Consider the following 26,935-nt stretch of genomic DNA (forward strand, 5'->3'; position numbering starts at 1 on the left):
AAGGGAGTTGCGATGTCTGTGCACCCTGCGGCCCGGACCACAAGTTCCGACAACGTTCTATGTGCTCATGCCAAATTACGCACGAGTAAGGTTACCTGGGAAGTTACGCGTCGGTAAAAACTGACGCGGCAGCACTCGCGACTTCAGGACAGCCCCCGACGGGCAGGTCAGGCCGCGAGCCGCCCCGGCATCACGGCCTGCGGCCCGTACTTCTCCCTCAGCCGGTCCGCGACCGCCTCGATCCGCCGCACCCGTTCGTCCACCGGATCGAAGGTCAGCTGGCGGGCGGCCCGCCCGGCGTCGCCGAGCCCCTCGGCACGCAGCGCGATCCCCCGCACCCGGGCCCGTTGCAGGGCGAACGAGTCATGGATCCGGTACGCGAGCGCGGTGAGCTCCGCGGAGTGGGCGGTGGGCTCGCGGAGCGTACGGCTGCGGGTCAGCGTCGAGTAACCGGTCCGGTCGGCGTAGCGCACGGAGACCGCGAGCGAGCGGCACACCTGCCCCTCGCCGCGCATCCTCGCCCCCAGTTCCTCGGTGAGCGACATGAGCGCACGCCGCTGCCGCTCGCGGTCCAGCTCGTCGCGCGGGAAGGTCCGTTCGGCGGCGACCGACCGGGCGGCGGCGTTCGGCACGACCGCCGTGCGGTCGATGCCGTGCGCCCGCTCCCACAGTTCGCGCCCGGTCCGCACCCCGGTGATCCGTTGCAGGGTGGAGAGCGGGGCGGCCGCGATCCGGCCGACGGAGTCGAGCCCGTATCCGCACAGGGTGCGGGCCGTCGCCGCCCCGACGCCGTCCAGTGCGGCGGCCGGCCGGTCCGCGAGGAAGGCGGCGGCCCCGCCGGCCGGCACCACGAAGGTCGTCCCGGGCGCGGCCTGCCGCAGCGCCATCCGGGCCAGCATCGGGTTCTGCGCGGCCCCGATCGCGCAGTCCGCCCCGTGCAGGGCCAGTGCGCGGACCCGGATCACCGAGGTCAGCCCCTTCACGTCCCGCCCGAAGTAGCGCAGCGCGCCCCGTACATCGGCGAGCGCCCCGTCGGGCGGGGCCGCCTCGACGAGGGGGGTGAACGAACCGAGCAGGGCGAGCAGCCCCGCGTAGCCGGCGCCGTCCGGGAGGCCGCCGCCGACCCGGCGGAACCGCAGGCAGAGAATTCCGGGCTGCTCGTTCATCCCGCGCTCCCCGGGCTCTGGTGCCACAGTTTCCTTCCGGTGGGTACGCCTTCGCCGGGTGGCTGGAGGTCGGACCAGGGGTTCATCTCGTACCCGGTGGGCATCCGGATCCGGCGGCCGTCATCCGCCGGGGGCTCGTGCGGCGCGGCGTCCTCCTCCAAAACAGGCGCCTGCGCCAGCCGGGCCGCGACCGCGTCGAGTCCGCCGGTGCGCCGCAGTTCGGCCAGCTCCGCCAGGTTCCAGGCGGCCGCACCGACCACGCTCAGGCTCCGCGGCCCGCGCCGCTGCACCACCCCGCGCACCAGCAGCAGCCAGGAGTGGAAGACGGTGTACGCGCAGGCGGCGTGACTGTCGTCGAAGAAGGCCAGGTCCACCAGGCCCGTACCGTCGTCCAGGGTGGTGAAGACGACCCTGCGGCCGGAGCGGACCGGCGGGGTCTGGGTGGCCGCCTTGGCGCCCGCGACCAGCACGGTGTCCCCGTGCCGCGCCTCGCGCAGCCGCTTGGCCGAGACCGCGCCGAGCTCCTTCAGGAAGGCGTGGTGATCGCTCATCAGATGGCGTGAGACGTCCATGCTCAGCACGCCCAGCTCGGCGCTGAGCCGTTCCGCCTCGTTGAGGTCGGGCAGGCCGATGGAGCCGGTGCGGTGCCCGCCGCCGAGCGGGAGCTGCGCGCCGGAGCCCGCGCCCCGCTGGGCGCGGTGGAGTTCGGACAGATGCAGCAGCAGATCGCGGCGGTTGGCGCCGAACGCGTCCAACGCGCCGACCTGGGCCAGCCGTTCGGCGGCCGGTTTGCCCGGCCTGGCCCGCTGCCAGAAGTCCAGCAGCGAGGTGTAGGGCTGTCCGGCCTCGATCCGGGCGACCTCGGCCTCGCTGATCCCGTGGACGTCCGAAAGCGCCAGCCGCAGTCCCCAGGTCCCGCCCTCCCCCTCCGCACCAGACACCAGTTCGATTCGATGGGCGGCCGCCGACCGGTTCACGTCCAGCGGCAGCACCGGCACCCCGCGCCGCCGCGCGTCCGCGAGCAGCAGCCGTTTCGGGTACATCCCCGGGTCATGGGTGAGCAGCCCGGCGTAGAAGGCCGCCGGGTGGTGCACCTTCAGCCAGGCCGACTGGTACGTCGGTACGGCGAAGGCCACCGCGTGCGCCTTGCAGAAGCCGTAGCTGCCGAACGCCTCGATGATCTCCCAGGCGCGGGCGATCACTTCCACGTCGTACTTCCGGGCCGCCGCGTGCTGGGCGAACCAGAGCCTGATCCGGCCCTGCGACTCGGGGTCGGAGAGCCCGCGCCGGACCCGGTCGGCCTCGTCCCGGCCGCAGCCGGTCATGATGTCGACCATCTCGATGATCTGCTCGTGGAAGACCACCACTCCGTACGTCTCGCGCAGCGGCCCCTCCAGATCGGGATGCGGATAGCGGACCGGCGCCCGGCCGTGCCGGGCCTCGATGAACGGGCGCACCATGTCGGCGGCGACCGGGCCGGGCCGGAACAGCGAGATGTCGACCACCAGGTCGTGGAAAGTGGCCGGCTGGAGCCTGCCGACCAGATCGCGCTGGCCGGGCGACTCGATCTGGAAACAGCCCAGCGTCTCGGCACTCCTGATCAGCCGGTACGTCTCCGGGTCGCCCGGCTCCACGGCGTCCAGGTCGACCTCCTGGCCCGAGGCCCGCTCGACCTCCGCGACCGCGTGCGCCATCGCCGACTGCATCCGCACACCGAGCACGTCGAGCTTGAGCAGCCCGAGGTCCTCCACGTCCTCCTTGTCGAACTGTGCCATCGGGAAGCCCTCGCCGCTGGTGGGCATGACGGGGGTGCGGCGCAGCAGTGAGGCGTCCGAGAGAAGGACCCCGCACGGATGCATGGCGATGCCGCGCGGCAGTGCGTCCAGCGCCTCGACCAGCTCCCAGAGCCGGCCGTACTTCTCCTTCTCCCGCGCGACCTCGCGCAGTTCGGGCAGTTCCTCCATGGCCGCGAGGGCGTCGCGGGCCCGGATGTGCGGGAAGGCCTTGGCGAGCCGGTCGGTCTCGGCCGGGTTCATGGAGAGCGCGGCGCCGACGTCGCGGATGGCGTGGCGCACCCGGTAGGTCTCGGGCATGGCGACGGTGGCGACCCGTTCGGTGCCGAAGCGGCCGATGATCGCGCGGTAGACGTCGAGACGGCGGGCCGACTCGACGTCGATGTCGATGTCGGGCAGCACGAAGCGGCGCTTGGACAGGAAGCGTTCCATCAGCAGCCCGTGCTCGACCGGGTCGGCGTGCGCGATGCCGAGGAGGTGGTTGACCAGGGAACCGGCGCCGGAGCCCCGCGCGGCCACCCGGACCTTCATCTCCCGTACGTCGTCCACTACTTGGGCGACCGTCAGGAAGTACGAGGCGAAGCCGTGGTGGGCGATGATGTCCAGTTCACGGTGCATCCGGTCCCAGTACGCGCGTCTGCCGTCGTAGCCGCGCAGCACCATGCCCGCGGCGGCCCGGGAGGCCAGCACCCGCTGGGCGGTCCGGCGGTCCGCGCCGACGAGGTGCGGTTCGGGGAAGTGCACGGAGCCGAGGCCGATGTCGCCCTGGGGGTCGACCACGCAGGCGTCGGCGGTGTGCCGGGTCTCGGCGAGCAGCCGCGCCCCGGCTCCGGGGCCGAGTCCAGCGGCGGCGGTGATCCGCTCGGCGGTCTCCGCCATCGCACGGGCGTCCTTGAGCCAGCGCTCACCGCTGTCGAGCGGGGCGCGGCGCGGGTCGACGGGGACGAGCCTGCGGGCGGAGTCGAGCACATCGGCGACCGGCCCCTGTCCCGCGTCGGCGTACCGGACGGCGTTGGTCAGCACGGCCCGTATCCCCTGTTCGGCGGCGAAGCCGACGGTACGGGCGGCGAGCCGCAGCGAACCGGGTCCGGTGCCGTCCCGGCCGTGGTGGACGGCCTCGAGCCGCAGGCCGTCGCCGTACACCTCCCGCCAGGGGGCGAGCAGGGCGGCGGCCCGGTCGGGGCGGCCGGCGGCCAGCGCCCCGCCCACCTCGGAGGCGGGGCCGAGCAGCACGGTGAGCCCTTCGGCGGGCAGTACGGAGCGGTCGAGCAGGGGCCGCCCGCCGTCGGGCACCACGGCATGGGCGGCGGTGACCAGGCGGCACAGCTCGGCCCAGCCCTGGGCGCCGTCGCGGGCGAGGAAGGTGACCCGGGGTGCGGATTCATCGACAAAGGCGCCGCCGCGTACCGGGGTCCGCAGCCGGTGCGTACGTCCGTCACCCTCCGCGCGCCCGGCGGGGGCCACCGCGAGCTCCACTCCGAAGAGCGGCCGCACCCCTGCCCTCTCGCAGGCCTTGGCGAACCGGACCGTACCCGCCAGGGTGTCGCGGTCGGTCAGCGCGAGAGCGTCCATCCCGCGCTCGGCGGCGCGCTCCGCCAGCCGCTCCGGGTGCGAGGCCCCGTACCGCAGGGAGAACCCGGAAACGGTATGCAGATGCGTGAACCCGGGCACCCGCACCTCCTGAACCGATCCGTACTCACCACCCCCTCGTTCTCCACCATAGACCAAGTTTCGAACATTCGTGCGATACCCGGAGCGCGGGCCACCTCCTCAGCCATTCGGCCCGGCCCCGACTGCGTGAACGGCGGGCACCCCGGACCGTGAGGACATGACTTTCGCTGACGAGGTGAAGAACGCCGTCACTCCCCGGGCCGCACTGCTCGTCATCGGCGTGCTGGCGCTGCAGCTGCTGTTCATCGCCTCCTACGTCGGAGCGCTCCACAAGCCGAAGCCGACCGATGTCCCCTTCGGTGTCGTGGCCCCCCAGCAGGTGTCCACCCAGCTCGTCACCGATCTGAAGAACCTCCCCGGCGGCCCCCTGGACCCCCGCGCGGTCACCGACGCGGCCACCGCCCGCGAGCAGATCCTGAACCGCGACATCGACGGCGCACTGATCGTCGACCCCCGGGGCACCACCGACACCGTGCTGGTCGCCTCCGGCGGGGGCACCGTCCTGGCCGACTCCCTGGCGAAGATCATGACGAAGGTCGAGCTCACCCAGCAGCGCACCGTGCGCACCGTGGACGTGGCCCCGGCATCGAGCGAGGACTTCGACGGGCTCTCTTCCTTCTACCTGGTCGTGGGCTGGTGCGTCGGCGGCTACCTCTGCGCCTCGATCCTGGCGATCAGCGCCGGCTCCCGCCCCGCCAACCGTCAGCGCGCGCTGATCAGGACCGGGGTCATGGCGCTGTACTCGATCGCGGGGGGAATCGGCGGCGCGATCATCATCGGCCCGATCCTCGGAGCCCTGCCCGGATCCTTCTGGGGACTGTCGGGCCTGGGCGCGCTGACCGTCTTCGCGGTCGGCATGATCACGCTCGCCCTGCAGGCACTCACCGGCATCGTCGGCATCGGCCTGGCCGTACTGATCGTGGTGATCGCGGGCAACCCGAGCGCGGGCGGCGCCTTCCCGCTCCCGATGCTGCCGGACTTCTGGCGGGCGATCGGCCCCGCACTGCCGCCGGGGGCCGGCACCTGGGTGGCGCGCTCGATCGCGTACTTCAAGGGCAACGCGGTGACCGGACCGCTGCTGGTGCTGTCCGCGTGGGCGGTGGTGGGCACGGTCATCACCCTGCTGATGGCGATGCGGAGGAAGCCGGAGGCGGCGGATGTCCCGCTCGCGGGGGCGGCGGGCGGGGGCTCGACACAGGCGTAGCGGAGAACAGCGCTCCAACAGTTGTCCACCTTCGGTGTCCAGTTGACCCAACAGCTAGGCACGGCAGGCGCATGGCGGCATTCTGGGGTGGCCCCGCACATCCCACGAGATGAGCGGGACAGCACAACTCTCCCTCACCCCACGGAGGTTGCTCATGCGCCGCCATGCCGCCGCGTTACTCGGCACCGTAGCCCTGTCGCTCCCGCTCGCCCTGCTCCCCACCGCATCCGCCTCGGCCGCCCCCGCGGACAAGCCCCAGGTCCTCAGCTCCTGGACCCAGACCAGCGCCTCCAGCTACAACGCCTGGAACGCCGCCCGCAACAACCAGGGCGCATGGGCGTCCTACGGCTTCGACTGGTCGACGGACTACTGCAGCACCTCGCCCGACAACCCCTTCGGCTTCCCCTTCCAGACAGCCTGCGCCCGCCACGACTTCGGCTACCGGAACTACAAGGCCGCCGGCACGTTCTCCGCCAACAAGGCCCGCATCGACTCCGCGCTCTACGCGGATCTCAAGCGCGTGTGCGCCGCCTACTCCGGCGCGAAGCAGACCTCGTGCAACGCGACGGCCTGGACGTACTACCACGCGGTCGACATCTTCGGCGTCGCACCGGCGAAGGCGAACTCCGGCAGACCGGCTCAGGCCGCCTGACCGGCACGGTCCGAGTGGTCCCCGGCACCGTCGGGGACCACTCGTCCGACACTCCCGTCGCTCATACGGCCAGCGGTTCCAGTTCGCGCCGGAACCGGTCCTCGCCCCGGGCGGTCCGGGTCAGCGGATGGTCGTCGCCGAGCCGGCGCCCCAGCTCGTCGGCCGTCTCCGTCCTGACCCGGAGTGCCTCCTCCCCGCGCCCCATCGCACCGAGGGTGACGGCCATGTTCGCCGTCATCGCCAGCGTCTCCGGGTGACGGTCCCCCAGTGCTTCCCGGAGCCGGGCGGCCACCCGTCGCTCGGTCTCCAGCACCAGGTCCGGTTCGCCCCGTCCGGCCATGGCGTTGGCCAGGTTCATCGTGGTGAACAGCGTGTGGGGGTGCTCCTGCCCGTACACCTCCTCCATCGAGGCGACCACCCGGGTCAGCAGCTGCTCCGCCTCCTGGACCGCACCGTTGCCCCCGAGGTAGACGCCCAGGTTGTTCAGGGCGGCCAGGGTGTACGGGTGCTTCTCGCCCGGCATCTCCATGTACTGCTCGACGACCCACTGGGCCGCGTCCCTGGCCTCCGCCGCCTCGCCGGCCGCGAACAGATCGGCCGCCAGGCTGAGGTCGCAGGCCAGCGATTCGGGGTTGGCCGCGTCGTCCTTGGCCCGGTACCGGGCCCGGGTCGCCGCCGTGAGCCGGCGCGCGTCCTCCAGCCTGCCCGCGCGCCGCAGCGACACGGCCAGGCTCGTCGCCACGCCGAGCGTGCCGGGGAAGGCCCGGCCGAGCGTTGCCTTGTAGCTGTCGTACGTACGGCTGAGAAGGGTGACCGAGTCCTCGTACCGTCCGACGTCACGCAGGTCGCGGGCCAGGTTCATGGCCGAGGAGAGGCTGTGCGGATGCTCGGCGCCGAACATCTCGGCGCGCCGGTCGTAGACGTCCTGGTCGATCTCGCGGGCCCGCTCGTACTGACCGGCGACCCGGAGCGTGAACGCCAGGTTGTCGGCCGCCGCCAGGCTCTGGGGATGCCAGTCCGAGAAGATCTGGCCGAACCCCTCGGTGGCCGCGGTGGCCAGCTCGGTCGCCTTGATGTGCTCGCCCAGCGCGCCGAGGTCCGTCGCCAGACTGCTGGTGCTCATGTACGTGTGCGGATGCTCCGGACCGAGCACCTCCGTCTGCCGTGCCAGGGTGATCTCGTCGAGTTCCCTGGCCTCCGCGTAACGGCCCTGCGAGCGGTGGATGCCGGCGAGGTGGAAGCGGAGGTAGAGGTACTGGATGTCCCGCTCCCCCAGCGTCTCGCGCCAGAGTTCGCGCAGTTCCTCGCAGAGCGTGGTGGCCGCCCGCAGATCACCGCGCTTCCACAGGTAGCGCACCCGGTCGATCAGCAGCCTGCGGGTCTCGGGCTCCTTGCACGTCCGCGCGCCGGACGGATCGAGGTGCGGCCAGATCGTGCTGAACTGCGCCCAGTTGGCCGGGCTGTCGACCGGCTCGTCGTCATAGGGCCTGGCGCCCGCCAGAATGCGGTGGACGACGTGCCGGGCCTCCTGCTGCTCCTCCTCGTTGAGCTGGGCCCGGATGACGGACTGGACGAGCCGGTGCATCTGGATCGAGTTGGAGACCTGATCGACCTTGGCCAGGGCGAACCGGCCGATCTCCCGGATGACCCGGCCCAGCACCAGCTTCTCCTGGAGCGAGACGTCGTACGTCTTCAGCGCGTCGATCATCTCCTTGCTGTACAGGAGATTCGCCGAGATCGGCCCCGGGTCGAGGAAGGCGCAGAGCTGGAGCAGCCGCACCGCGGCGGGCGAGCGCTCCTTGAGACGCCGGATGGAGATGTTCCAGGTCGCGGCGACCGGCTCGGGGTAGCCGGCCGGCTGGCTGAGGGCCAGCGTCTCGGGGGCCTGCCGGGCCAGTTGTTCCAGATAGACGCCGATCGGGGTGGCGGTCTCCGCGATCCAGGCCGCCGCCTGTTCGACGGCCAGCGGCAGGTCGCCCAACGCGGCGGCCACCCGGGCGGCCTCGTCATCGCTCAGCCCCGGCGCCCGGCGCCGGAGATGCTCGACGGACTCCTCGCGCCGGAAGACATCGACGGGCAGCGCGTCACCGTGCTGGGACCACGCCTGGTTGCGGGAGGTGACCAGGATGTGTCCGGAGCCGCCCTGCGGAACGTAGCGCCGGAGCTCCTCGGGGTCGTCGGCGTTGTCGAAGACCAGCAGCCACCGGCCCGACGGCACACCGCGCCGCAGCAGGTCCACGGCCTCCTGGGAGGCCGCGGCCATGTCGTCGCCGCCCTGGACGCCGAGCCGGACGGCGAGCTCGGCGAGTCCGGCGACCACGTCGTCGGACCGCTCGGAGGTGATCCACCAGACCAGGTCGTAGTCGGCCATGAACCGGTGCGCGTACTCCAGGGCGATCTGGGTCTTGCCGACACCGCCGAGTCCGTACAGGGCCTGCGGCTGCGGCAGCACCACGGTCATGCCGCCGCCGAGTTGGTCGCGCATCCGCTCGAGCAGCTGGGAGCGGCCGGTGAAGCCGGGGTTGCGCGGCGGCGCGTTCCAGATCCGCGGGACGGTGCTGGGGAATCGCGGCCCGGACGCGTCCGCGTCGGTGAGCTGTACGGGCCGGTCGAGCGCACGCATCAGGGCGGTGGTGGCGTGCGCCTCGTCGAGCCGGAAGAGATCAACGGTGTTGCGGTCGGGGCAGGCCGGGGGCAGCCGCACATCACCCGTCCTGAGCAGCAGCGGCCGGTGCCGCCCGTTGCCCGGGGCCTCGGCGGGACCCACCGCGTCCTGCGACCTGAGGTAGGCGGCGGAGAGCAGCACCACGGTCCGGGCTCCGTTCCCGGCGGTGGTCTCCGGTGCCGGCGTCTCCTGTCCGGCGGACGCATCATGCTTCACGACACGGAAGCCCGCCCGGGTGAGCACGGACTCGGTCCAGTCGGCCCACATCCGGTCCTCCGCCACATAGCTGAGGTGGAGGTCGACGGGCAGAGCCGGCCTGCGCCGGGTGAACGCGTGACGGATGCGCATCCGCACCTCGTCGTCGACCGGGGGCATCGAGGTGATCCGCCGCCCGGTGATGACGGAGGTGAGCCGTTCGAAGGCGGAGAGCAGTGAGTTGGTGAGCCCCGCCTCGTCCCCGAAGGTGGCCAGCGTCTCCTCGTACGCGTAGTAGGGGCGGTAGGGAATCTCCACCGCGCCCCAGTAGGCGGCGAGTTCGTCACCGTCGAGATCGAGCGGAAGCCGGTCGAACTTCAGCCGGGCCAGTGCCCGGCCGGCGTCCACCTTCTCCTTCTCGCCCTCGTCGATCCGCATCGGAACGGGGAAGATGGAGATCGGGCGGCCGGTGTACCGCTCGGAGATCTGCCGGGCGACCGAGGCGGCGCCGTCGATGGACTGGTCGCTGAGGGTGAAGCAGTCGATGAGCATGTCCGGCAGCTGGACGGTGCAGATGTCGGCGATGTCGCTGAGGCCGGTGCGGCTGTCGATGAGGACGTAGTCGTAGTTGGCCTTCATGTCCTCGCGCAGGGCGTCGAAGAAGTGGCCGCCGCCGAGGCGGTCGTAGAAGTTGTCCCAGTCGAAGGTGGAGACGGTCGCGGAGTACTCGCGGTTCTGCCGCCCGGCGGAGACGAAGTCGAGCGTGCCTCCCCGGGGGAACTCCCAGCCGAGCGCCTCGGGGGTGAGCGAGACCGCGTGCGGCTGGATCCGCGCGTAGTCCCGGTGCCAGTCCTCGGCCCGCTGCACCGGGCTGGTCGCGGCCCAGGCGTACTCGGTGATCAGGTCGACGATGCCGGTGGTGGCGCTGAGGGTCGACGGATCGAGGAAGGGGTGGAAGAACCGGTGGAGTCCGGGTGCCTCCAGGTCCCAGTCGACAGCGAGCACGCGTTGGCCGTTGGCGGCGAGGATCCAGGCGGTGTTGGCCAGGGCCATGGTGCGCCCGGTGCCGCCCTTGTACGAGTAGAAGGTGACGATGCGCCCTTCACGACTGGCCGTCATCCGTGTCCTCCGCGTGCGTCGCAACGTCATGTGTCTCGGGGATGTACTGGGTCTGCGCCATCGGTCCCGTCAGCCGCGTCCGTTCCGCGGCGCCTGCGCTGCCCGGGGCCGGCGGATAGACGGCCGCGTGTCTCAGGTACTGCTGGGCGGCCACCTCGACCACCTGCGGCAGGATCTGGCCGAAGGCCTCCATGGTCGGTACGCCCTTGGCCGCGACGCGGGAGTAGGCCCGCCCCTGGCGCATCTTGGTGGGCATGGTCCGTTCGAGTTCCGCGGTCAGCTCCGCATCCGCGGCCCTGCTCTGGGGGTCGTCGCGGTTCGACGGGACGACCACGGTCACCCAGGGGCGGTTCTCCGCGTCGAAGGCGGCGAGCCGGCGGCGCCGGTCCTCGTCCTGGAGCGCCCAGCGGTCGATGAGCAGGATCTCCGGTGTGGACGGGGGCTGCCTGAAGCCGGGATCGCCGGACCCCTCGTCGAAGGAGACGACCGTGGCCTGGTAGTTGAGTGAGCGCACCAGGTCCTCGGCGATGTAGGCCAGGGGGCGTGCCGCCGCCGGGTGGTAGGGGTTCCAGTCCTGCGGCGTATCGCCGTAGTAGCCGGCGTCCCGTCCCTGAGGCAGGTCGTGGCGGGTGGGGGCCGCGATGGTGACCCGCATCGGGCGGGGGCCGCCCGTTCTGCTGCCCGGCGTGCCGAAGGCGCTGGGCGCCAGCCGGTAGTCGACAGCGCGGCCGGCACCGATCCCGGCCGTGTCGGCGACGCTGACGATGCGTTTGGCGAGCTCGTACACCGCGCGCTCGTACTCCTCGGCGAAGAGCCTCAGCTTGATCAGCCCGTAGAGCCCGTCGCTGACGTAGCGGTCCCCGAAGTCACGGTGGTTGAACTGCAACCGCTCGGCCGGTCCGGGCAGTTGACTGGGCGGGACCGGCACCCAGAGCGCCGGGACGATCGCCTCGCCCTGCTGTCCGGAACGGGCGCGGTGATGGATGGCCCGCTGGGCGAACGCGTACCACTCCCTGCCGCACGTCTCGCTGGCGAAGTAGCGCGGGGAGAACAGCGGGACGAACACGCGGCAGGTGGCGAGCGCCTCGCCCAGCCGCTCCGACCAGCCCTCGCCGGACCGTACCTCCCGGTCGATGACCCCTGCGGGAGCGCCCGCCGGGAGGTCGGTCATCGCCATCACATGGCCGCACAGATCCCGGAACAGCCGCTCGACCCACATGTCGGGGTCCGCGCCGCCACCGCCGTATGCCGGAGTGCGGGCATAGCTCAGGAAGAAGTACGGCCGATGGTCCGCTGCCCGCTGCCGCGTCGCGTACACACGCCCCCCGTCCTGTGTGAGCTCCCGCACCCGAGAAGTAAAGAGTATGGCCCCCAACGAGGTTGACCGGGGCGGGGCTTCACCGATGTACTCCCCTGCATGCCGAGCACGCATGCCCATGAGTCGACCGATTCGCACCCTTCCCCGGCCAGCCCCGTGAACACGGTCCAGGACTACCTGGACGGCCGGCTGTCGCAGTATCAGACGTGGTACGACCGGAAGGCGGTCAAGACCAAGGCCATGCATCTGCGGATGCGGACACTGTCCGTCGTCGGAGGCGCCCTGGTACCCGTTTTAGTCAATATCGATCTGCCGGCCTCGAAGCTCATCGCCACGGTCCTGAGCCTGATCGTGGTCGGCTCCGTCTCGCTGGAGAGCGTGTACCGCTATCGCGAGCAGTGGAAGAACTACCGGTCCACCGAGCAGCTCCTCGGACACGAGCGGATCTACTTCCAGACCAAGGTGGGGCCGTACTCCGGACTTCCGAAGGGTGAGGCGTTCACCATGCTGGTCGCCCGGGTCGAGCGCGCGATCGCCAACGAGAACTCGGCGACCCTGAATGTGATGACCCTGGGCGGTCAGGTGAACGCCGACGTCCAGACCCCGCAAGTACCGGAGTCGCGACAGGAGTTGCGCCCGGGGACAGCCGGAGAGAGCCCGGCACCTGAATGACCGTTCGCCCCGCACGACGACGCCGGCCCCCGGGACCGAGGTATCGGTCCCGGGGGCCGGCCTGGCACCTGTCGGTCAGTACACGCTGACGCCGTACGCGCTGAGCGCCTCGGTGACCGGCTGGAAGAACGTCGTGCCGCCGGAGCTGCAGTTGCCGCTGCCGCCCGAGGTCAGGCCGATCGCCCTGGAGCCGGAGTAGAGCGGACCGCCGGAGTCGCCCGGTTCCGCGCACACATTGGTCTTGATCATGCCGTAGACGATGTCGCCGCCGCCGTAGTTGACCGTGGCGTTGAGCGCGGAGACGGTGCCGCTGTGGATACCGGTGGTGGACCCGCGGCGGGTGACGGACATCCCGACCGTGGCGTTGGCCGCGCTGGTGATGTCGACGCTGCCCACGGTGCCCTCGTGGCTGACCGCGGCGTTGTCGTAGCGCACCAGGCCGTAGTCGTTGGTCGGGAAGCTGGACCCGACCGTCGGGCCGATGTAGGTGGTGTTCGAGGAGTTGGTGTACCAGGGGGGGTTGCCGTCGGTGCAGTGACCGGCGGTCAGGAAGTAGTACGTGCTGCCGCTGCGGACGTTGAACCCGAGGGAGCAGCGCCAGCCGGGTGCGTAGATGGCGTCACCGCCGGAGAGCAGCTTGCTGAACTTTCCGGCCGTGCGCTCGATGCGCAGGGCACCCGAGTTGACGCCCGCCGAGTCCTTGATCTGCTGGATCTCCGCCGCGGAGACCGTGCTGTCGGCCGTGACCACGAGCTTCTTGGTCACGGGGTCGATGTTCCAGGCGGTCCCGGCCACGTCGGCGCCGAGCACGGCGTCACTGGCGGCGGAGAGCTGGGTGGCGCTGTACGTTCCGGTGGAGCTGGCCTGGGCGGTGGGTACGGCGAGTGCGGCGACCGCCACGAGACCTGCGGCGATGGCGACGGCCCTGCTGCGTCTCGCGGCAGTGCTGAGGGGGGTGGTGCGCTTGATCCTCACTTGTCATTCCTCCCGAGGGAAGTCGGGGACCCGCCTGTGGGGTGGTCGGGTCCGTGAGGCGCAGTCATGCGCACGGTCACCTGTCCGCGTTCCGGATGTGCCGTGCCCCTGACAAGCGCTGCTCGGGAGTATTCAAGGCGTCAACTTCCCGCGCAAGACCGCCCCTTGGCCTGAGCTCCGCACCGCGCACATGCGTCCGGCCCCGGCAGGTGACGGTCTGCCGGGGCCGGACGCGGACGGGAAGGAGCGGTGGCTCAGCCGTCGATACGGTTGCGCTCCCCCGCCTCGACGGCGACCGGGAGGGTGTTGCCGGGCGGCGGGAAGGGGCAGATGAAGTGGTCGGCGAAGGCGCAGGGCGGCAGCAGGACGCGGTTGAGGTCGACCGTGACCGTGCCGTCGGCGGCCGGGGCCGCGGGCCGCAGGAAGCGGAAGCGGTAGCTGGTGTCCCCGCTGGTGGCGTCGGCGAAGACCGCCCAGAGCGAGCCGTCGCCCTCCACCGCGACCTGGAGCGTGCGCTCGGCGCCGTCCAGCTCGAAGGCGATCTCCCCGCCGAGCCCGAGTCCGCGCTCGACACCGTCGGCGTTCTCGACCCGGACCGTACGGGAGATGCCGTACGGGCGGAAGGTGCCGGGCCGCACCCAGCGCTCGTCGTACGGTGTCGCCTCGATGGCGCGGAAGGCGCGGCGCGCCGCGGAGTCCGGGTCGAAGTCCCGTACCGCCCACAGGCCTTCACGGCTCAGCACGACCAGCCGCCGCCCGCCGTGCGCGACCCGGGACCCGTCGATCGGGCCGCGGTCGGCGCCGAGCCGGACCCGGCCGCTGAAGAGCTTCCCGTCGACGGTCAGCCCGTCCTCGGGAACGGCGGTGAGCACCAGCTCGCCGTCTTCCTCCTGCCACTGCCCCGGGACATCCGGAATGCGTCCGTCCGGGTGGTCGGAGAGCCAGTGGGTGCCGTTCAGGGAGAGCGGCCCGTAGGGTGCCGCGACCGTGGCGGTCCGCTCCTCGTGCCAGTGGTTCCAGCCCCGTGCTGCCTGCTGCTGTGCGTCCGTGCTCATGTGGTCAACCTTTCCATACCGGCTCGGCGAGTCCGAGGTGCGACCGCAGGGTGGAACCGGTGTACGCGCAACGGAACACCCCGCGTTCCTGGAGGAGCGGTACGACACGGTCGATGAACTCGTCGAGGCCGCCGATGGCGGGATGGGGAACGAGGACGAAGCCGTCGGCGGCTCCCGCGGCGACGTACTCGGCCAGCCGCGCCGCGACGGCCGGCGGGCTGCCGGCGAGCGGCTGCCGCCCGGTCGCCCCGATGAGCGTCCGCCGGGCGGGGAGCCCGCCGCCCCGGGCCGGGGCCGCGTGCTGGGGCGGGATACCGCCCGGGCGGATCGCGTCCGCCCGTTCCCGCGCCTCGGCGTCGCTGTCGCCGAGCACCACATGGACGCCGGGCATGACCTTCAGCTCGTCGGGCTCCCGGCCGTACTTCGCCAGACGCCCCTTCACGTCCGCGTAGAAGGAGCGGGCCGCGTCCGGGGTGCCGAGCCGGGTGAGAACGATGTCGGCGGCGGCCGCGGCGGACTCGCGGCCCCGGCGGGAGTCCGCGGACTGGATGACGACGGGGTGGCCCTGCGGGGAGCGCGGGACGGTGAACTCTCCCCCGACCGAGAAGTGCCGCCCGTGATGGGCGAAGGGGCGCGGGACACCGTCGGGTGTCCAGGAGTCCCACAGCTCACGGGCGGTGGCGACGAACTCGGCGGCGCGCGTGAAGGGGGTTCCCCCGGTCCGGGTGAAGCCGGGCCCCCGCAGGAGCCCGGCCCCGTCGGGGCCCGCGCCGCGCCGGAAGTTCTCACCGGCGAGGGCGTCGCGGGAGCTGACGACGTTCCACGCGGCCCGGCCCGCGCTGAGGTGGTCGAGGGTGGCGAGCCTGCGGGCCAGTTCGTACGGCTCGTTGAAGGTGGCGTCGGCGGTGGCGGCGAGGCCGAGCCGTTCCGTGACGCCGGCCAGCGCGGCCAGCATGGTGAGGGACTCGGGCCGGCCGGCCACGTCCTGGCCCGGGACCGGCCCGTCGGGCCCGCCCGGCCACGGCCCGTCGGCGAGGAGGAGGAAGTCGAACAGGCCGCGTTCGGCGGTGCGGGCGAGGTGCTCGAAGGAGGAGAAGTCGGTCCGGCCGCGGAAGGGGTCCGTCCGGACGGTGGTGCCGTCCGCCCCCGGGAAGTGCGCGGCGAGGTGCATCTGCTTCGGGGCCGCGGCCGTCATACCCGTTCCCCCTCGAGGGCGTACCGGTTGGCCGGCCGGGCAAGGCCGAGGTGCTCGCGGAGGGTGCCGCCCGGGTAGAAGGTGCGCAGCAGGCTGCGGTGCTGGAGCAGGGCCGCCGTGCCGTTGACGATTCTTTCGAGGTCGCGCTCGGGGGTGATCGGCGTGAGGTGGAAGCCGTCGACGGCGCCGGCCCGGTGCCACTGGGTGATCAGGTCGGCGAGGTCGACCGGGCCGCCGCGGTAGTACGTGCCGTGCGCGGCGAGCGGCGGTCCGCTCTCCAGCCCGGGTTCCGGTGGCGATTCGGCGTCGCCCAGATCGACGGTGAGCGCGGCGAGCACCCGCACGGCGCCGGGGTCACGCCCGTGGGCTGCGGCGCGGCGGCGCACGTCGTCGCTGATCGCGGCGGTCCGCTCGGGCGTGGTGGCCCGTACGAGCACCACGTCGGCGTGGCGGGCGGCGGTCTCCCTGGCCGGATCCGCCGTGCCGTCGACGACGACGACCGGGCGGCCCTGCGGGGGTCTGGGCACCACGGCCGGGCCGCGCACGCCGAACGTGGCGCCCTCGAAGTCGACGCGGTGCAGCCTGTCGCGGCCGGTGAGGCCTCCGGCGCCGTCCTCCCGGCTGTCCCAGAGCCGTGCGCCCGCGTCGGCGCACTCACCGGCCTCGCGCCACAGTTCGGCGGCGGGGGCGGCGGGGCGGCGGCCGAACAGCCGGGCCTCGGCCGCCGTCGTCGACACGTCCACGCTCCAGCCGGCCCGGCCGCGGCTGATCCAGTCCAGGGTGGCCACGGCGGACGACACGTGGAAGGGCTCGGTGTGGGTGGTGGTGACCGTCGGCACGAGACCGATCCGGCGGGTTGCGGGTGCCACCCGGGAGAGGACGGCGAGCGCATCGGGTCCGGGCCGGGCGAACGAGTCGCCGAGGGTGACGAAGTCCAGGGCGCCGCGCTCGGCCAGCCGGGCGAGTCCGGTGTAGTGCGCGGGGTCGTAGCGGGGCGGGCCGCCGATCTCGGCGGCCAGGTGGAGCGGTCGGAAGGCAGGCATGGAAGGCCCTTTCGGCACGGTGGGGGTGCGGCTTCGGGTCACAGGACCTCGGAGAGGAAGGCGCGGGCGCGTTCGTGGTGCGGCCGGTCGAGTACGCCGGCGGCCGGGCCCCGCTCGACGATCCGTCCCTCGTCCATGAGGACGACGGTGCCGTCGACGGCGATCGAGCCCGTTGGCCGTCTTCACGGGGATGTCCTCGGACGGTTCGGATCGGGGGCGCGCCTGCCGGTCAGCCATCGCCGCCGGGGAGGCCCCGCAGGAAGGGGAGGCCGCGCAGGAGGGTGAGGGCGGCGCGTGCGGTGGCGTCGTTCTGCCCGAAGGCCGGGCCACCGGTGCGCGGCCGGGTGAAGGCGCCGCTCGTCCGCGCCGCGGTGTGCGGACCGAGCGCGAAGCGGCGGGGGTGCGGCACTCCGTCACGGTCCAGGATCCGCCCGTCGTCGGGATCGACCGCGAGCAGCCCGGTGACGGTCGCCGCCGCCCCGTCCTCGTACAGCGCGCGGAGCAGGGCGCTGCGGGTGCGTCCGGGCGAGGGGTCCGGCAGCCGGGCCTCGACGAGGGCGCGGGCCTCGATCCGCTCCCCCGGCACGGTGGCGCTGGACGCCCGGAACAGGCCGCTGCGTTCGTCGGCCTCGACCGCGGTCCCGGCGCCGAGGAAGCGGACGACGCCGGCCCGCGACAGGGCGAGCAGCTGTCGCAGCCGGGGGCCCGGCGGGCCGGAGGCGAGGTAGCTGAAGAAGCCGTGCCACCGGTCCCCGATGTCGCCGAGCCTGATCAGCTGGCCGTAGGCGGAGAGCAGTGCGAGGAAGACGGCGAGGTCCTCGCTGTGTCCGGGGTCGTGCCGGCGTTCGAGGTCGGCGGCGATGTAGTCGCGCGTCGCCGCCTGGAAGGCTTCGGACGAGGTGTGGCGCACTTTGTCCAGCGGGTGGTCGAGCGCCTCCAGGTCGAGCCGGTCGGCGGGGTCGGGGACGGCGGCGGCGATCAGGGCGCTCAGTTCGGCGCTGCCCGGACCGGCGGCCGCGTACTTCTCCTCGAAGGCGGGCCACTCGGTGGCGGTGCGCTCCGGGTGGGCGGTGAACAGCCGGTGGTAGTGGGCATGACCGAGCTCTTTGTCGACATGTGGCCAGATGTCACGGCGGAAGTCGAGCGGCTGCGGCCGCTTCAGGAGCTCCGCGGTCAGGTCGGGGCCGAGGAACCGCGGCAGCGGCGGCCGCTCGCCCTGCCAGCCGTATCCGATCTTGGAGCGGTACGGGACGCCGCGCCGCGACCCGACGTACAGGACGGGTTCCCTGCCGGAGGGTACGTAGACACCGTTCTCGTACCGTCCGCCGCGGCCCTCGGTGAGCAGCACCATCAGGTCGATGAAGGCGAGTCCGAAGCCCCGCACTATGACGGGTTCGCCCGCGGGCAGGGCGCTCAGATCGCTGTCGGCGGTGAAGTCGGGCGGCAGATGGATCAGACCGTGCCGGTCCGCGAAGCGGGACAGCCGCTGCTGCTCGTCGTCCGGTTCGGCGTCCAGGTGGCCGATGGTGAGGACCACGAGGTCGGCGGCGAGCGGTTCGCCGCCGCTCTCCAGGTGGACGAGCTGGCGGCCGTCGCGCCGGCCGGTGACGCGCAGGGCCCGGTCGCGGTGTTCGTGGACGGTGACCGCGGGCGGGAGCGCGGACACCGACTGCTCGTACACCCAGCGCAGATAGGCGCCCTGCAGCCGGCGGCTCGGGAAGTCCTGCCCTCCCAGCGCCTCGATCTCCGAGCGGAGTGCGGGTTCGGCGGCGGCCTCACCGGCCGTCTCGGTCCGTCCCTCGCGCACGTCCGCGGCCCAGGTGTCGAGTGCGGGTCCCGGCCGCACGGGCCCCTCCTGGCGGACGGTGTCGTCGGTGAACATGGTGACGTCCTCGGCCATGGAGTTCATCCACAGCAGCGGCGACTGACCGTGGCGCCAGATCCGGCCGCCCCCGGGCGGGTAGGGGTCGACGAGGTGGATGTCCAGCGGCCGGTTCCCGTACAGGGCAGGTGCGTTGGCCGCGATGCGTTCGATCAGGCCGGTGCCGCGGGGGCCCGCGCCGATGACGGCCAGCACCGGTCCGCCGCTCACCGGGCACCTGCGCTGCCGTGTGCGTGGTACCGCTCAGTGGAGTGCCGGCCGATGCCGGACAGCGAGGTGACGGCCACGCGCCAGAGGCAGATGCGCAGGCGCTCGGCATCGTTGTCCTTGGCCGGCGGGGCCGGATGAACCGGTGGAAGGGTGTATGTCTGCGCGGACATGCGAGGGCTCCGTGGATGCAGCGATCGAACACGGGGCGTGCCCTCGGCACGGAACACAACAGGGTGGAACACCACTCGGACCGGGCCCCTCAGCGCGGTCCGCCTCCGAGGTAAGCGCTGTTCACGGCGGATTGTCAAGCGTGTCCACACTATGAGCCATACACATCAGGTCAGTTGACGGACCACCGGATGCCTGTTCCACTTGGGCCATGCATTCGCAGCAGTGGCTGGTCAAGCGCTCCCACATCGACTTCGGTCGCGTGTGGTCCTCTTCCTGTTGAGCCGACTCCCTGCTCCCGCCGCTTTTCCGCTCGCGCCGTGACCGGCGTCCGAGCTCTCCCCGCGTGCCCTCGCGTACACCACACCGCAGAACCCCTCCCCTCACGCCGGCCCCTGTGCCGCCGTACCCCGTCTCCATCCGCCCCGGCCGTGGGCGGCCGCGTGCTCTCGCGCGTCCGGTCCCGGCCGGCGAATCCTCCTCGGCCTACGACCGGATCCTGAAGAAGTGGGGCATCCGCGACTCCGCGATCAAGACCTCGCAGATCTCGCCGCCCGAGCTCACGTGGCGGGGACTCGGCGACCGGGACTCAGCAGTCGCACCCGCAGTCGCAGTCGCAGCAGTCACAGCTGGAACAGCAACCGCCGCAGTTGCCGCAGCAGTCGCAGGCATCGCAGCAGTCGCCGCAGTCGCACTGACTGCACAGCCCCTCGCGCCGCTGGCGGCTCCACGGATCGTCGAAGGTTCCGCAGCACATCTGGCAGGTGCAGGCGAGCCCCGCCCACACCAGGCACCCCATGACGAGCCCCCGCCGGTCGCGCGGGGGCTCCGGCGGCGGCTGCGGCGGGCCGAAGGGCGCGCCCGGCCCCGAGGGGGCGTAGGGATTGCCCGGCGGTGGCCCGAACGACCCCGTGTGCGGCTCTCCTGACGGGTGGCCGGCTCCGCCAGGCCGTCCGGTCAGCAGACCGCCCGCCTGATGGGAACAGACGTCCGTGGCGAAGGCCCGGTCCACCGAGCGCCGCAGTTCGTGCGCCAGCAGCACGTGCGCCAGCTTGCCGTCGGTGAACTCCGCGTCGCGCAGTGCCAGCCGTACGCCGTGCAGCGCGTCGTCGCACAGCCGCCGGGCTTCGGTGCGCGAGGTGCCGGTCGCGGTGAGCGGGTTCCAGGCACCCGACGCCGCGTCAGCTTCCTGGTCCTCCACGGCATCCAGCAGATGCGCGAGGCGTCCGAAGAGGCGTCCGGCCTCGGCGAGCGGCGCGGCGTTCTGCGGTTTGCCCGCGAGTACGGCGGTGTGCGCGAAGGCCGCGGCGGTGGCGGTCTCGGTGGGCTCGGTGACCGTCAGCAGCGGGGTGCCGGGCCCGGCGATCAACTCGATGCCGGTCTGCCGGTCGACGGCGTCGACGAGCAGCGCGGTGTCGAAGCCGAGCTGCGCGCCGGTGCGCGCGCCGGCCCGGTCCCAGCCCGCCGCCACCCGGCGCGCCGCGGCGGCCACCGGGCGCCGCCTCAACAGACCGTCGCGGTCGGCGACGTGGTCCCGTATCTTCGCCGAGGCCAGCACCAGCGAGACGGCGGCGGCCAGCCTGGCGCCCTCACCGCGTGCGACGGGCGCGGTACGCATGGAGCGCAGCGGACAGGGCCCCGCCGTGCGCCGCTGTGCGGGGGTGCGCTCGGTCTGAGCCTCCGTCAGGACCGAGACGATCAGACCGTCATAGTTGGTGACGATCCGGGCGAACTGTCCGTGGTCGGAGCGAAGTGCCAGACAGAGCCCGCAGAGATGGGCCATCCACTCGGTCCTGAGCCCTTCCGACAAGCGGTGAGTGCAGGGCCTCACGATTCCGAACACAGCCATCCCCCGGGAGTCGTTCGCCTGTGCGCCGCGCTCGGGCGCGTGCGCGACGTGCATCGTATCGAGTGGCCCGTTCACCCGTACGTCCCCCATGTCACCCGTACGGACCGGAGCATCATATTTTCTTTCCCCAGGGCCCTTTTGCAGGATGAACCTTGACGAATCGCCACATCCTCTGCACCAGTACCGTCACGAATGCCCAGCGCGCCGCCTATCCCCTTGGCGCACGATCCGCATCATGGACGACCATAGGGATACGAAAGACATGCGGAACGCCAAGGAACCGCGGTGAGAGGAGGCGTCCATGGGATCGGTGCGCAAGGCGAGTGCCTGGCTGGGCCTCGTAGAGGACAACGACGAGCGGTACTACGACGACGACGAGTACGCCGAGGGTGCACGGACCGGGACCGGTCAGGCCTGGGTGACCGATCCGCGGGTGCGGGTGGTCTCCGAGGCGGCCGAGGAGACGGGCCGGCGGATCGCGACCGTGACCCCGGACAGCTTCCGGGACGCCCGGAGCATCGGCGAGCTCTTCCGGGACGGCGTCCCGGTGATCATGAACCTCACGTCCATGGACTCCGCCGACGCCAAGCGCGTGGTGGACTTCGCCGCGGGACTGATCTTCGGACTGCGCGGGTCGATCGACCGCGTGGCCACCCGGGTCTTCCTGCTGACCCCCGCCGACACCCAGGTCGTCAACGGCGAAGCCGCCGGCCGGCCGGCCGACGGCTTCTTCAACCAGAGCTGAGCGGGGCGCTCACCGATCGGTCCGGCCGCGCCGTCCCGGGTTCACCGGAACGCGTCCAGACCGGTGAGCGCCTTGCCCAGTACCAGCTGGTGCATCTCCACGGTTCCCTCGTAGGTGAGCACCGATTCCAGATTCGTCGCGTGCCGCATCACCGGGTACTCCAGCGAGATCCCGTTGGCGCCGAGGATCGTGCGTGAGGTGCGGCAGATCTCGATGGCCTCCCGCACATTGTTCAGCTTTCCGAAACTGACCTGCTCCGGCCGGAGCCTGCCCGCGTCCATCCGGCGGCCCAGATGGTGGGCGAGCAGGATGCCCTTGTGCAGCTCGACGGCCATGTCGGCGAGCTTGGCCTGGGTGAGCTGGAAGCCGCCGATCGGCTTTCCGAACTGCTCACGCGTCCTCGCGTAGTCGACGGCCGCCTCGAAGCTGGACCGGGCGGCGCCCATGGCTCCCCAGACGATGCCGTAGCGGGCATGGCTGAGGCAGCTGAGCGGGCCGCGCAGACCCGTGACGCCCGGCAGCACGGCGTCCGCGGGCAGCCGCACCTCGTCCAGGATCAGCTCGCTGGTGACCGAGGCGCGCAGGGACCACTTGTGCCTGATCTCGGGCGCGGAGAACCCGGGGGCACCGGCCGGCACCAGGAATCCGCGGATGCCGGTGCCCGCACTGCCCTCGTCGGTCTGCGCCCAGACCACGGCGACCCCGGCGACCGAGCCGTTGGTGATCCACATCTTGCGGCCGCTGAGGACCCAGTCATCGCCGTCGCGCCTGGCGTACGTCCGCATGCCCGCCGGGTCCGAGCCGTGGTCCGGCTCGGTGAGGCCGAAGCAGCCGATGATCTCACCGGCCGCCATGCCGGGCAGCCACTGCCGCTTCTGCTCCTCGGACCCGAAGCGGTGGATGGCGTACATGGCGAGTGAGCCCTGTACGGAGACGAGCGAGCGGATCCCGGAGTCGGCAGCCTCGAGCTCCAGGCAGGCCAGTCCGTACTGGACGGCGGTGGCGCCCGCGCAGCCGTATCCGTGCAGGGACATGCCCAGGGCGCCGAGCGAGCCCAGTTCGCGGGCCAGCTCGCGGATGCCGGGCAGTTCGCCGTTCTCGTACCACTCGGCGATGTGCGGCAGGACCCGGTCCGCGGCCCAGGTCCGGACGGTGTCGCGGATCGCGAGATCCTCGGCGCTCAGGAGATCGTCGACGCCGATCGGGTCGCGGGGGTCGAAGGGCGGGAGTTTCGAGGACGGGGCGGTGGACATGAGGGAGTGCCTCCGGCGGCTCGCACGGTACCGATGTCGGTGGGGAAGCCGAAAACTAGCAGTGTTAGTTACGGCGTCGTGCCGACGTTACGACTCAGTGTGCCGCGCGTCCAGAGCCGGTCGCCTCGGCCGGGCGGCGCCGGGCGGGCAGCCGGAGCGGCACCTCGGGCCGTTCCTGGACCGGCACCTCGCGCGGGCCCTGGAGATCGCGGTGGCCGAGGGGCTCCTGCGTATCCCGGGCACCGGGCACCCCGCGGCCGTCCGGGGACTCCCGGGGCTCGCAGAGTTTCGGCGGGCACTCCATCACGCGCGGCAGCTTCAGCGCCGCGAACGCCCCGAGCAGCAGCAGACCGGCGCTGACCAGCAGCGTGATGTGCAGCCCGTCGACGAAGGCGTCCCGGGCGGTGGAGCGCAGCACGGCGCCGAGCGGCCCGCCCAGCTGTGAGGCCACCTGGTAGGCCTCGCCGAGCGAATGGGCGGCGGCGGCACCCGCCGAGGCGGGAACGCCTTCCTCGGGGAGCTTCGCCAGGCCGGGCGTGTACGCGGCGTTCATCACGCTGCCGAGCAGCGCGATCCCCATGCCGGCACCCAGCTGGTACGAGGTCTCGCCTATCGCCGCCGCCCCGCCGGCCCGGTCCGCGGGCGCCTCGCTGAGCATCGACTCGTACGCGCCGAAGAGCGTGGACTGGAGGCCGAAGCCGAGCACCACGAAGGACACCGCCAGCAGCCCCGGCCGGTCGTGCAGGCCCATCGCGGTCAGCATCAGCACCGCGACCGCCGTCAGCACGAATCCCCAGCCGACCATCCGGCGCGGTCCGATCCGGCGCAGGGTGTACGAGCCGGTGGCACCCGCGGCCATGGCGGCGAAGGTGAGCGGCAGCAGCCGCAGGCCGGTCTCCAGGGGGCTGAGGTCCAGGACGAGCTGGAGGTACTGGACGGCGATCAGTTCCAGCCCGACCAGGGCCAGCATGGCGAGGACGATGCAGCCCACCGCGGTGGAGAAGGCCGGCCTGGCGAACATCCCGATGTCGACCAGCGGATGTGTGCGCCGCTTCTGGCGGCGGACGAACGCGGTCAGCAGCGCGGCTCCGGCCAGCAGCGGCACGAGCGTGGCCAGGTCGAGCAGCCCCTCGCCGGTCCCCGCACGCTTCACACCGAGGACCACACCGAGCACCCCGGCGGCGGCCATCAGCGCGCCGAACACGTCCCAGGGGCCGTCGTTGCTGCCGCGCGACTCGGGGAGCAGCAGCCGGCCGAGGGGCAGGATCAGGGCCATCAGCGGGATGTTGATCAGGAAGACCGAGCCCCACCAGAAGTGCTCGACGAGGAATCCGCCGATGACGGGTCCGGTGGCGGCGCCCACGGCGGCGACGGCGCTCCATACGCCGATCGCCATGGCCCGCTCGCGACGGTCGGGGAAGACCTGGCGGAGGATCGAGAGGGTCGCCGGCATGATCATCGCGCCGCCGACGCCGAGCATGGCCCGGGCCGCTATGAGTACGCCCGCGCTGTCCGCCATGGCCGCGACGGCGGAGGCGACCCCGAAGAGCGCGTAGCCCAGGAGCAGGATGCGCCGCCGCCCCACCCGGTCACCGAGCGTGCCGAAGAGGATCAGCAGCGAGGCGCAGACCAGCGGATAGGCGTCCACGATCCACAGCAGTCCGACGGCGCTGGGCCGCAGGTCCTCGGTGACGGCGGGGACGGCGACATGCAGCACCGTCGCGTCGAGTGCCACGAGAAGCAGACTGAGGCACAGGACGACCAGGACGACCCATCGGTTGGCCCCGTCGGCGGCTGCGCGCAGACGGATTCGGGCTGTGGTCGTCCCGGACATGCATCTACCTCCCAAAAGGTCCCTCGCGCTCGGCGGGCCCACCGGGGAGTCAGCGTCCGCTGTCCCTCCGGGCCCGGCATCGACGGGCGAGTGATGCGTCAGCGTACGCGAGTTCGGCAGGGCCACACGTGGCCCATGTCATAGCCCGGAGCGACGTCGAGTGTGGCGTACGCCACTGCGGCCGACCGCGCCGACCCCCTCCGGGGCACCGCCCCGACCTGCGACGACCGGCCGGTACGCCGCGCGGTCAACGGGCTCCGGGGGTTGTCCGGGCCTCCTGCGGGGCGCCCGGCGAAGGCGTCCAGTAACCGGACCGGCACCGTCCGTTCCGCTCCCCCGGAGCGCTTGGCAAATGCACTTCGGCACTCCGCGCATTTCCTCTTCCCTCACCGAATACACTTCCGGAACGCGCACCGGGAAATGGAGCTGAAGGGGCCGAGGATTCTTCGGGAACTCAGAGAAATGGCCCGGACTGAGACATAGTCCACATCACATCGTCATCACAAAGCGGCCGGATCGACCAGGACGCCCACTCACTCGCTGTAACGTCGATTGGGTGCGTACCGACATCTTTGCCCGTCTGGACCGGGAGCCGGAACCGCCGAAGATAGAGACACCGCGGATGAGCCGTCACCGCATCGCTCTCTTCGGCGGGACGTTGGCGTTCTATCTGGCCATCGTCATTGCCGTGCTCATGTCGTCCTGGCTGGTGACCCTGGACTGGAAGGTCATGCTCTTCCGGCCGTACCAGCAGTGGCCCGAGATCCATGCCTTCCTCGACTACTACGTCGTCCTCGGCCAGCGCGGACCCACGGCGGTCATGGTCGCCTGCTGGCTGGGCTGGCGCTCCTGGCGGCAGCACACCCTGCGGCCCCTGCTGACACTGGGCGCCTCGCTGCTGCTGCTCAATGTGACGGTGGGGGCGGTCAAGATCGGCCTCGGCCGGCTCGGCCCGCACTACGCGACCCAGATCGGCTCGGCGGAACTCTTCGCCGGCGGCGATATATTTCCGTCCGGCCACACCGCCAACGCCGTCGTGACCTGGGGAATCCTCGCCTACCTGGCCGCCACCCCGCGAGCCAGGCGGTATCTGTCGGCCATGTCCGCGATCGTCTCGCTCGGGGTCGGCCTGACGACGGTCTACCTCGGTACGCACTGGCTCAGCGACGTACTCCTGGGCTGGGCGGCGGGTCTGCTGATCCTGCTCGGCCTGCCCTGGGTCGAGCCGCTGATCACCCGGGCCGAGAACTGGATCTTCGCCGCCCGGGCGCGGCTGGGGGCTCCGGGCAGCAGGCCCGTACAGCCGGTCCCCGTCGCGGCGGACACCCCTCGGCCCGTACCGGTCGGACAGCCGGCCGTGGACGAGACGGCGGCCCGGAACCCGGCCTTCGAGCCGGTCGGGGCGGGCGGACGCCAGCAGGCCGTGGTCGCGGGCGGCCGCGGGCGCGCCCACACCCCGCCCCCCGTCCACCAGAACCACCCGGCACGCTCGGAGCGCACCCCGGTCACCCCGGCCGGCAGCCGCCGCCCGCCGCACGCGGACCGCACACCGCGCGGCGGTACGGCTCCGGCCCGGCCGGTGGCCGGCGGCTGACCGCACCGGCCGCAGGAACGGTACGCACGCCTCCCCGCACGGGCGAAGGCCCCGACTCCGGTCGGGGCCTTCGCTCGTGCGGCAGAGAGGGCGTCAGGACCTTCGCCGCGCGACACAGGGGTCATCAGCGGCGGTACGGGTCCTCAGCCGGTCCAGCAGCGCCTGACGACACCGCCGTCGACCTCGAAGTTGATCCGGCCGCCCTGGAACTCCATGGTGATGACCGTGCCCGGCGGAAGGGCTCTGACCGTGGCCCAGCCACGCTCGCGGGCCCGCCGTTCGGCGGTCTCGGCGGCGAGGCCGACGTACGCACCGGGGGCGTCGTCGGGCTGGGCGGGAGAAGACGGTATGGGTGCCATACCCCTCACCGTAGGCGGCCCCGGACGGCGACGGAAGCCGGGGCGCCACCCGGCCGCACGGCATCCTCGCGTACCTCACCGGTCACGCTTGTGTCACAGGATCACCACACGTGTTCCCTTCGAACTCCCTCGCCCGAACGTGCGATTCACAACCGGACGCACAGTAATCACACAGGCCCGAAAGCGATCACTCGAGCAGGGCGGAAAAGGTCGGGGAACGCGCGTGATATCCACTCCCGAACCATGCCGATATCCCACCGGAATTACCTCTCGTAAAGAGGCACACCATCGGGAATTCACCCTTCCTTATTGCGCCCT

Annotated in this window: 19 protein-coding genes; 5 read left to right on the forward strand and 14 right to left on the reverse strand. The window is 72.0% G+C overall.

Translation table 11 applies throughout. The features are described from left to right. Positions 1-167 precede the first annotated feature (167 nt). Together OG782_RS07420 and OG782_RS07425 are read right to left on the reverse strand one after the other, a co-directional pair. Complete coding sequence (locus OG782_RS07420) at positions 168-1,166, reverse strand: hypothetical protein (RefSeq protein WP_406448599.1); 999 nt, start codon at positions 1,164-1,166, stop codon at positions 168-170. Beyond that, positions 1,163-4,630, reverse strand: a complete 3,468-nt coding sequence (locus tag OG782_RS07425) for a DNA polymerase III subunit alpha (RefSeq protein ID WP_406448600.1) — start codon at positions 4,628-4,630, stop codon at positions 1,163-1,165. The genes OG782_RS07420 and OG782_RS07425 overlap by 4 nt, the downstream gene beginning before the upstream one ends. Positions 4,631-4,787: 157 nt before the next feature. Between OG782_RS07425 and OG782_RS07430 the strand changes: the two genes are divergently transcribed. Both OG782_RS07430 and OG782_RS07435 read left to right on the forward strand, forming a co-directional pair. Then, positions 4,788-5,834 carry a DUF3533 domain-containing protein gene (locus tag OG782_RS07430; protein WP_406448601.1) on the forward strand — a complete coding sequence of 349 codons (1,047 nt, stop codon included), beginning with the start codon at positions 4,788-4,790 and terminating at the stop codon, positions 5,832-5,834. Between the two features lie 154 nt (positions 5,835-5,988). Next, complete coding sequence (locus OG782_RS07435; protein WP_406448602.1) at positions 5,989-6,486, forward strand: phospholipase; 498 nt, start codon at positions 5,989-5,991, stop codon at positions 6,484-6,486. Between the two features lie 61 nt (positions 6,487-6,547). On the opposite strand, the gene fxsT is transcribed toward OG782_RS07435, so the two are convergent. Both fxsT and fsxC read right to left on the reverse strand, forming a co-directional pair. Further along, positions 6,548-10,465, reverse strand: coding sequence for an FxSxx-COOH system tetratricopeptide repeat protein (fxsT, locus tag OG782_RS07440; RefSeq protein WP_406448603.1), 3,918 nt, complete (start codon positions 10,463-10,465; stop codon positions 6,548-6,550). Next, positions 10,449-11,813 (reverse strand): FxsC protein, encoded by a 1,365-nt coding sequence (gene fsxC / locus OG782_RS07445; RefSeq protein ID WP_406448604.1) that lies wholly within the window; start codon positions 11,811-11,813, stop codon positions 10,449-10,451. The genes fxsT and fsxC overlap by 17 nt, the downstream gene beginning before the upstream one ends. Before the next feature lie 69 nt (positions 11,814-11,882). Here fsxC and OG782_RS07450 point away from each other — a divergent pair, with 69 nt between their 5' ends. Further along, positions 11,883-12,455 carry a DUF4231 domain-containing protein gene (locus tag OG782_RS07450; RefSeq protein WP_406448605.1) on the forward strand — a complete coding sequence of 191 codons (573 nt, stop codon included), beginning with the start codon at positions 11,883-11,885 and terminating at the stop codon, positions 12,453-12,455. Between the two features lie 75 nt (positions 12,456-12,530). Here OG782_RS07450 and OG782_RS07455 read toward each other — a convergent pair whose 3' ends face one another. From OG782_RS07455 to OG782_RS07485, 7 genes are all read right to left on the reverse strand, one after another. Further along, positions 12,531-13,430 carry a S1 family peptidase gene (locus OG782_RS07455; RefSeq protein ID WP_406448606.1) on the reverse strand — a complete coding sequence of 300 codons (900 nt, stop codon included), beginning with the start codon at positions 13,428-13,430 and terminating at the stop codon, positions 12,531-12,533. 254 nt (positions 13,431-13,684) lie between these two features. Further along, positions 13,685-14,485 (reverse strand): DUF1684 domain-containing protein, encoded by an 801-nt coding sequence (locus OG782_RS07460; RefSeq protein ID WP_406448607.1) that lies wholly within the window; start codon positions 14,483-14,485, stop codon positions 13,685-13,687. A 4-nt stretch (positions 14,486-14,489) separates the two neighbouring features. After that, positions 14,490-15,680 carry an LLM class flavin-dependent oxidoreductase gene (locus OG782_RS07465; protein WP_406448608.1) on the reverse strand — a complete coding sequence of 397 codons (1,191 nt, stop codon included), beginning with the start codon at positions 15,678-15,680 and terminating at the stop codon, positions 14,490-14,492. Continuing rightward, a complete protein-coding gene (locus OG782_RS07470) occupies positions 15,677-16,723 on the reverse strand; it encodes an LLM class flavin-dependent oxidoreductase (RefSeq protein WP_406448609.1) in 1,047 nt (348 codons plus the stop codon). The genes OG782_RS07465 and OG782_RS07470 overlap by 4 nt, the downstream gene beginning before the upstream one ends. 229 nt (positions 16,724-16,952) lie before the next feature. Further along, entirely contained in the window at positions 16,953-18,815 is a 1,863-nt protein-coding gene (locus tag OG782_RS07475; protein WP_406448610.1) for an FAD/NAD(P)-binding protein, read from the reverse strand. Beyond that, positions 18,812-18,985 carry a hypothetical protein gene (locus OG782_RS07480; RefSeq protein WP_406448611.1) on the reverse strand — a complete coding sequence of 58 codons (174 nt, stop codon included), beginning with the start codon at positions 18,983-18,985 and terminating at the stop codon, positions 18,812-18,814. The genes OG782_RS07475 and OG782_RS07480 overlap by 4 nt, the downstream gene beginning before the upstream one ends. A gap of 587 nt (positions 18,986-19,572) precedes the next feature. Then, positions 19,573-20,766, reverse strand: coding sequence for a DUF5685 family protein (locus tag OG782_RS07485; protein WP_406448612.1), 1,194 nt, complete (start codon positions 20,764-20,766; stop codon positions 19,573-19,575). 367 nt (positions 20,767-21,133) lie between these two features. Here OG782_RS07485 and OG782_RS07490 point away from each other — a divergent pair, with 367 nt between their 5' ends. Further along, entirely contained in the window at positions 21,134-21,577 is a 444-nt protein-coding gene (locus OG782_RS07490; RefSeq protein WP_359135871.1) for a cell division protein SepF, read from the forward strand. A 41-nt stretch (positions 21,578-21,618) separates the two neighbouring features. Here OG782_RS07490 and OG782_RS07495 read toward each other — a convergent pair whose 3' ends face one another. Next, positions 21,619-22,830, reverse strand: coding sequence for an acyl-CoA dehydrogenase family protein (locus OG782_RS07495; RefSeq protein ID WP_406448613.1), 1,212 nt, complete (start codon positions 22,828-22,830; stop codon positions 21,619-21,621). Between the two features lie 94 nt (positions 22,831-22,924). Further along, positions 22,925-24,664: an MFS transporter gene (locus OG782_RS07500; protein ID WP_406448614.1), complete on the reverse strand. Its 1,740-nt coding sequence runs from the start codon at positions 24,662-24,664 to the stop codon at positions 22,925-22,927. Positions 24,665-25,220: 556 nt separating this feature from the next. On the opposite strand from OG782_RS07500, the gene OG782_RS07505 reads away from it, so the two are divergent. After that, positions 25,221-26,258: a phosphatase PAP2 family protein gene (locus tag OG782_RS07505; protein WP_406448615.1), complete on the forward strand. Its 1,038-nt coding sequence runs from the start codon at positions 25,221-25,223 to the stop codon at positions 26,256-26,258. A gap of 143 nt (positions 26,259-26,401) precedes the next feature. Here OG782_RS07505 and OG782_RS07510 read toward each other — a convergent pair whose 3' ends face one another. Then, the gene (locus OG782_RS07510) at positions 26,402-26,617 is read right to left on the reverse strand and encodes an I78 family peptidase inhibitor (protein WP_406448616.1); all 216 of its coding nucleotides are present in this window, start codon (positions 26,615-26,617) and stop codon (positions 26,402-26,404) included. Positions 26,618-26,935 lie beyond the last annotated feature (318 nt).

It is taken from the genome of Streptomyces sp. NBC_00876 (assembly GCF_045207435.1).
Taxonomy (GTDB): domain Bacteria; phylum Actinomycetota; class Actinomycetes; order Streptomycetales; family Streptomycetaceae; genus Streptomyces.

Bases quoted from the DNA above. Each gene is read 5' to 3' on its own strand.
- OG782_RS07430 (WP_406448601.1), top strand. From the start codon at position 4,788: ATGACTTTCGCTGACGAGGTGAAGAACGCCGTCACTCCCCGGGCCGCA.
- OG782_RS07485 (WP_406448612.1), bottom strand. From the start codon at position 20,766: ATGGCCCATCTCTGCGGGCTCTGTCTGGCACTTCGCTCCGACCACGGA.
- OG782_RS07510 (WP_406448616.1), bottom strand. From the start codon at position 26,617: ATGGCACCCATACCGTCTTCTCCCGCCCAGCCCGACGACGCCCCCGGT.
- fxsT (WP_406448603.1), bottom strand. From the start codon at position 10,465: ATGACGGCCAGTCGTGAAGGGCGCATCGTCACCTTCTACTCGTACAAG.
- OG782_RS07495 (WP_406448613.1), bottom strand. From the start codon at position 22,830: ATGTCCACCGCCCCGTCCTCGAAACTCCCGCCCTTCGACCCCCGCGAC.
- OG782_RS07470 (WP_406448609.1), bottom strand. From the start codon at position 16,723: ATGCCTGCCTTCCGACCGCTCCACCTGGCCGCCGAGATCGGCGGCCCG.
- OG782_RS07420 (WP_406448599.1), bottom strand. From the start codon at position 1,166: ATGAACGAGCAGCCCGGAATTCTCTGCCTGCGGTTCCGCCGGGTCGGC.
- OG782_RS07480 (WP_406448611.1), bottom strand. From the start codon at position 18,985: ATGTCCGCGCAGACATACACCCTTCCACCGGTTCATCCGGCCCCGCCG.
- OG782_RS07490 (WP_359135871.1), top strand. From the start codon at position 21,134: ATGGGATCGGTGCGCAAGGCGAGTGCCTGGCTGGGCCTCGTAGAGGAC.
- OG782_RS07500 (WP_406448614.1), bottom strand. From the start codon at position 24,664: ATGTCCGGGACGACCACAGCCCGAATCCGTCTGCGCGCAGCCGCCGAC.
- OG782_RS07435 (WP_406448602.1), top strand. From the start codon at position 5,989: ATGCGCCGCCATGCCGCCGCGTTACTCGGCACCGTAGCCCTGTCGCTC.
- OG782_RS07450 (WP_406448605.1), top strand. From the start codon at position 11,883: ATGCCGAGCACGCATGCCCATGAGTCGACCGATTCGCACCCTTCCCCG.
- OG782_RS07460 (WP_406448607.1), bottom strand. From the start codon at position 14,485: ATGAGCACGGACGCACAGCAGCAGGCAGCACGGGGCTGGAACCACTGG.
- OG782_RS07465 (WP_406448608.1), bottom strand. From the start codon at position 15,680: ATGACGGCCGCGGCCCCGAAGCAGATGCACCTCGCCGCGCACTTCCCG.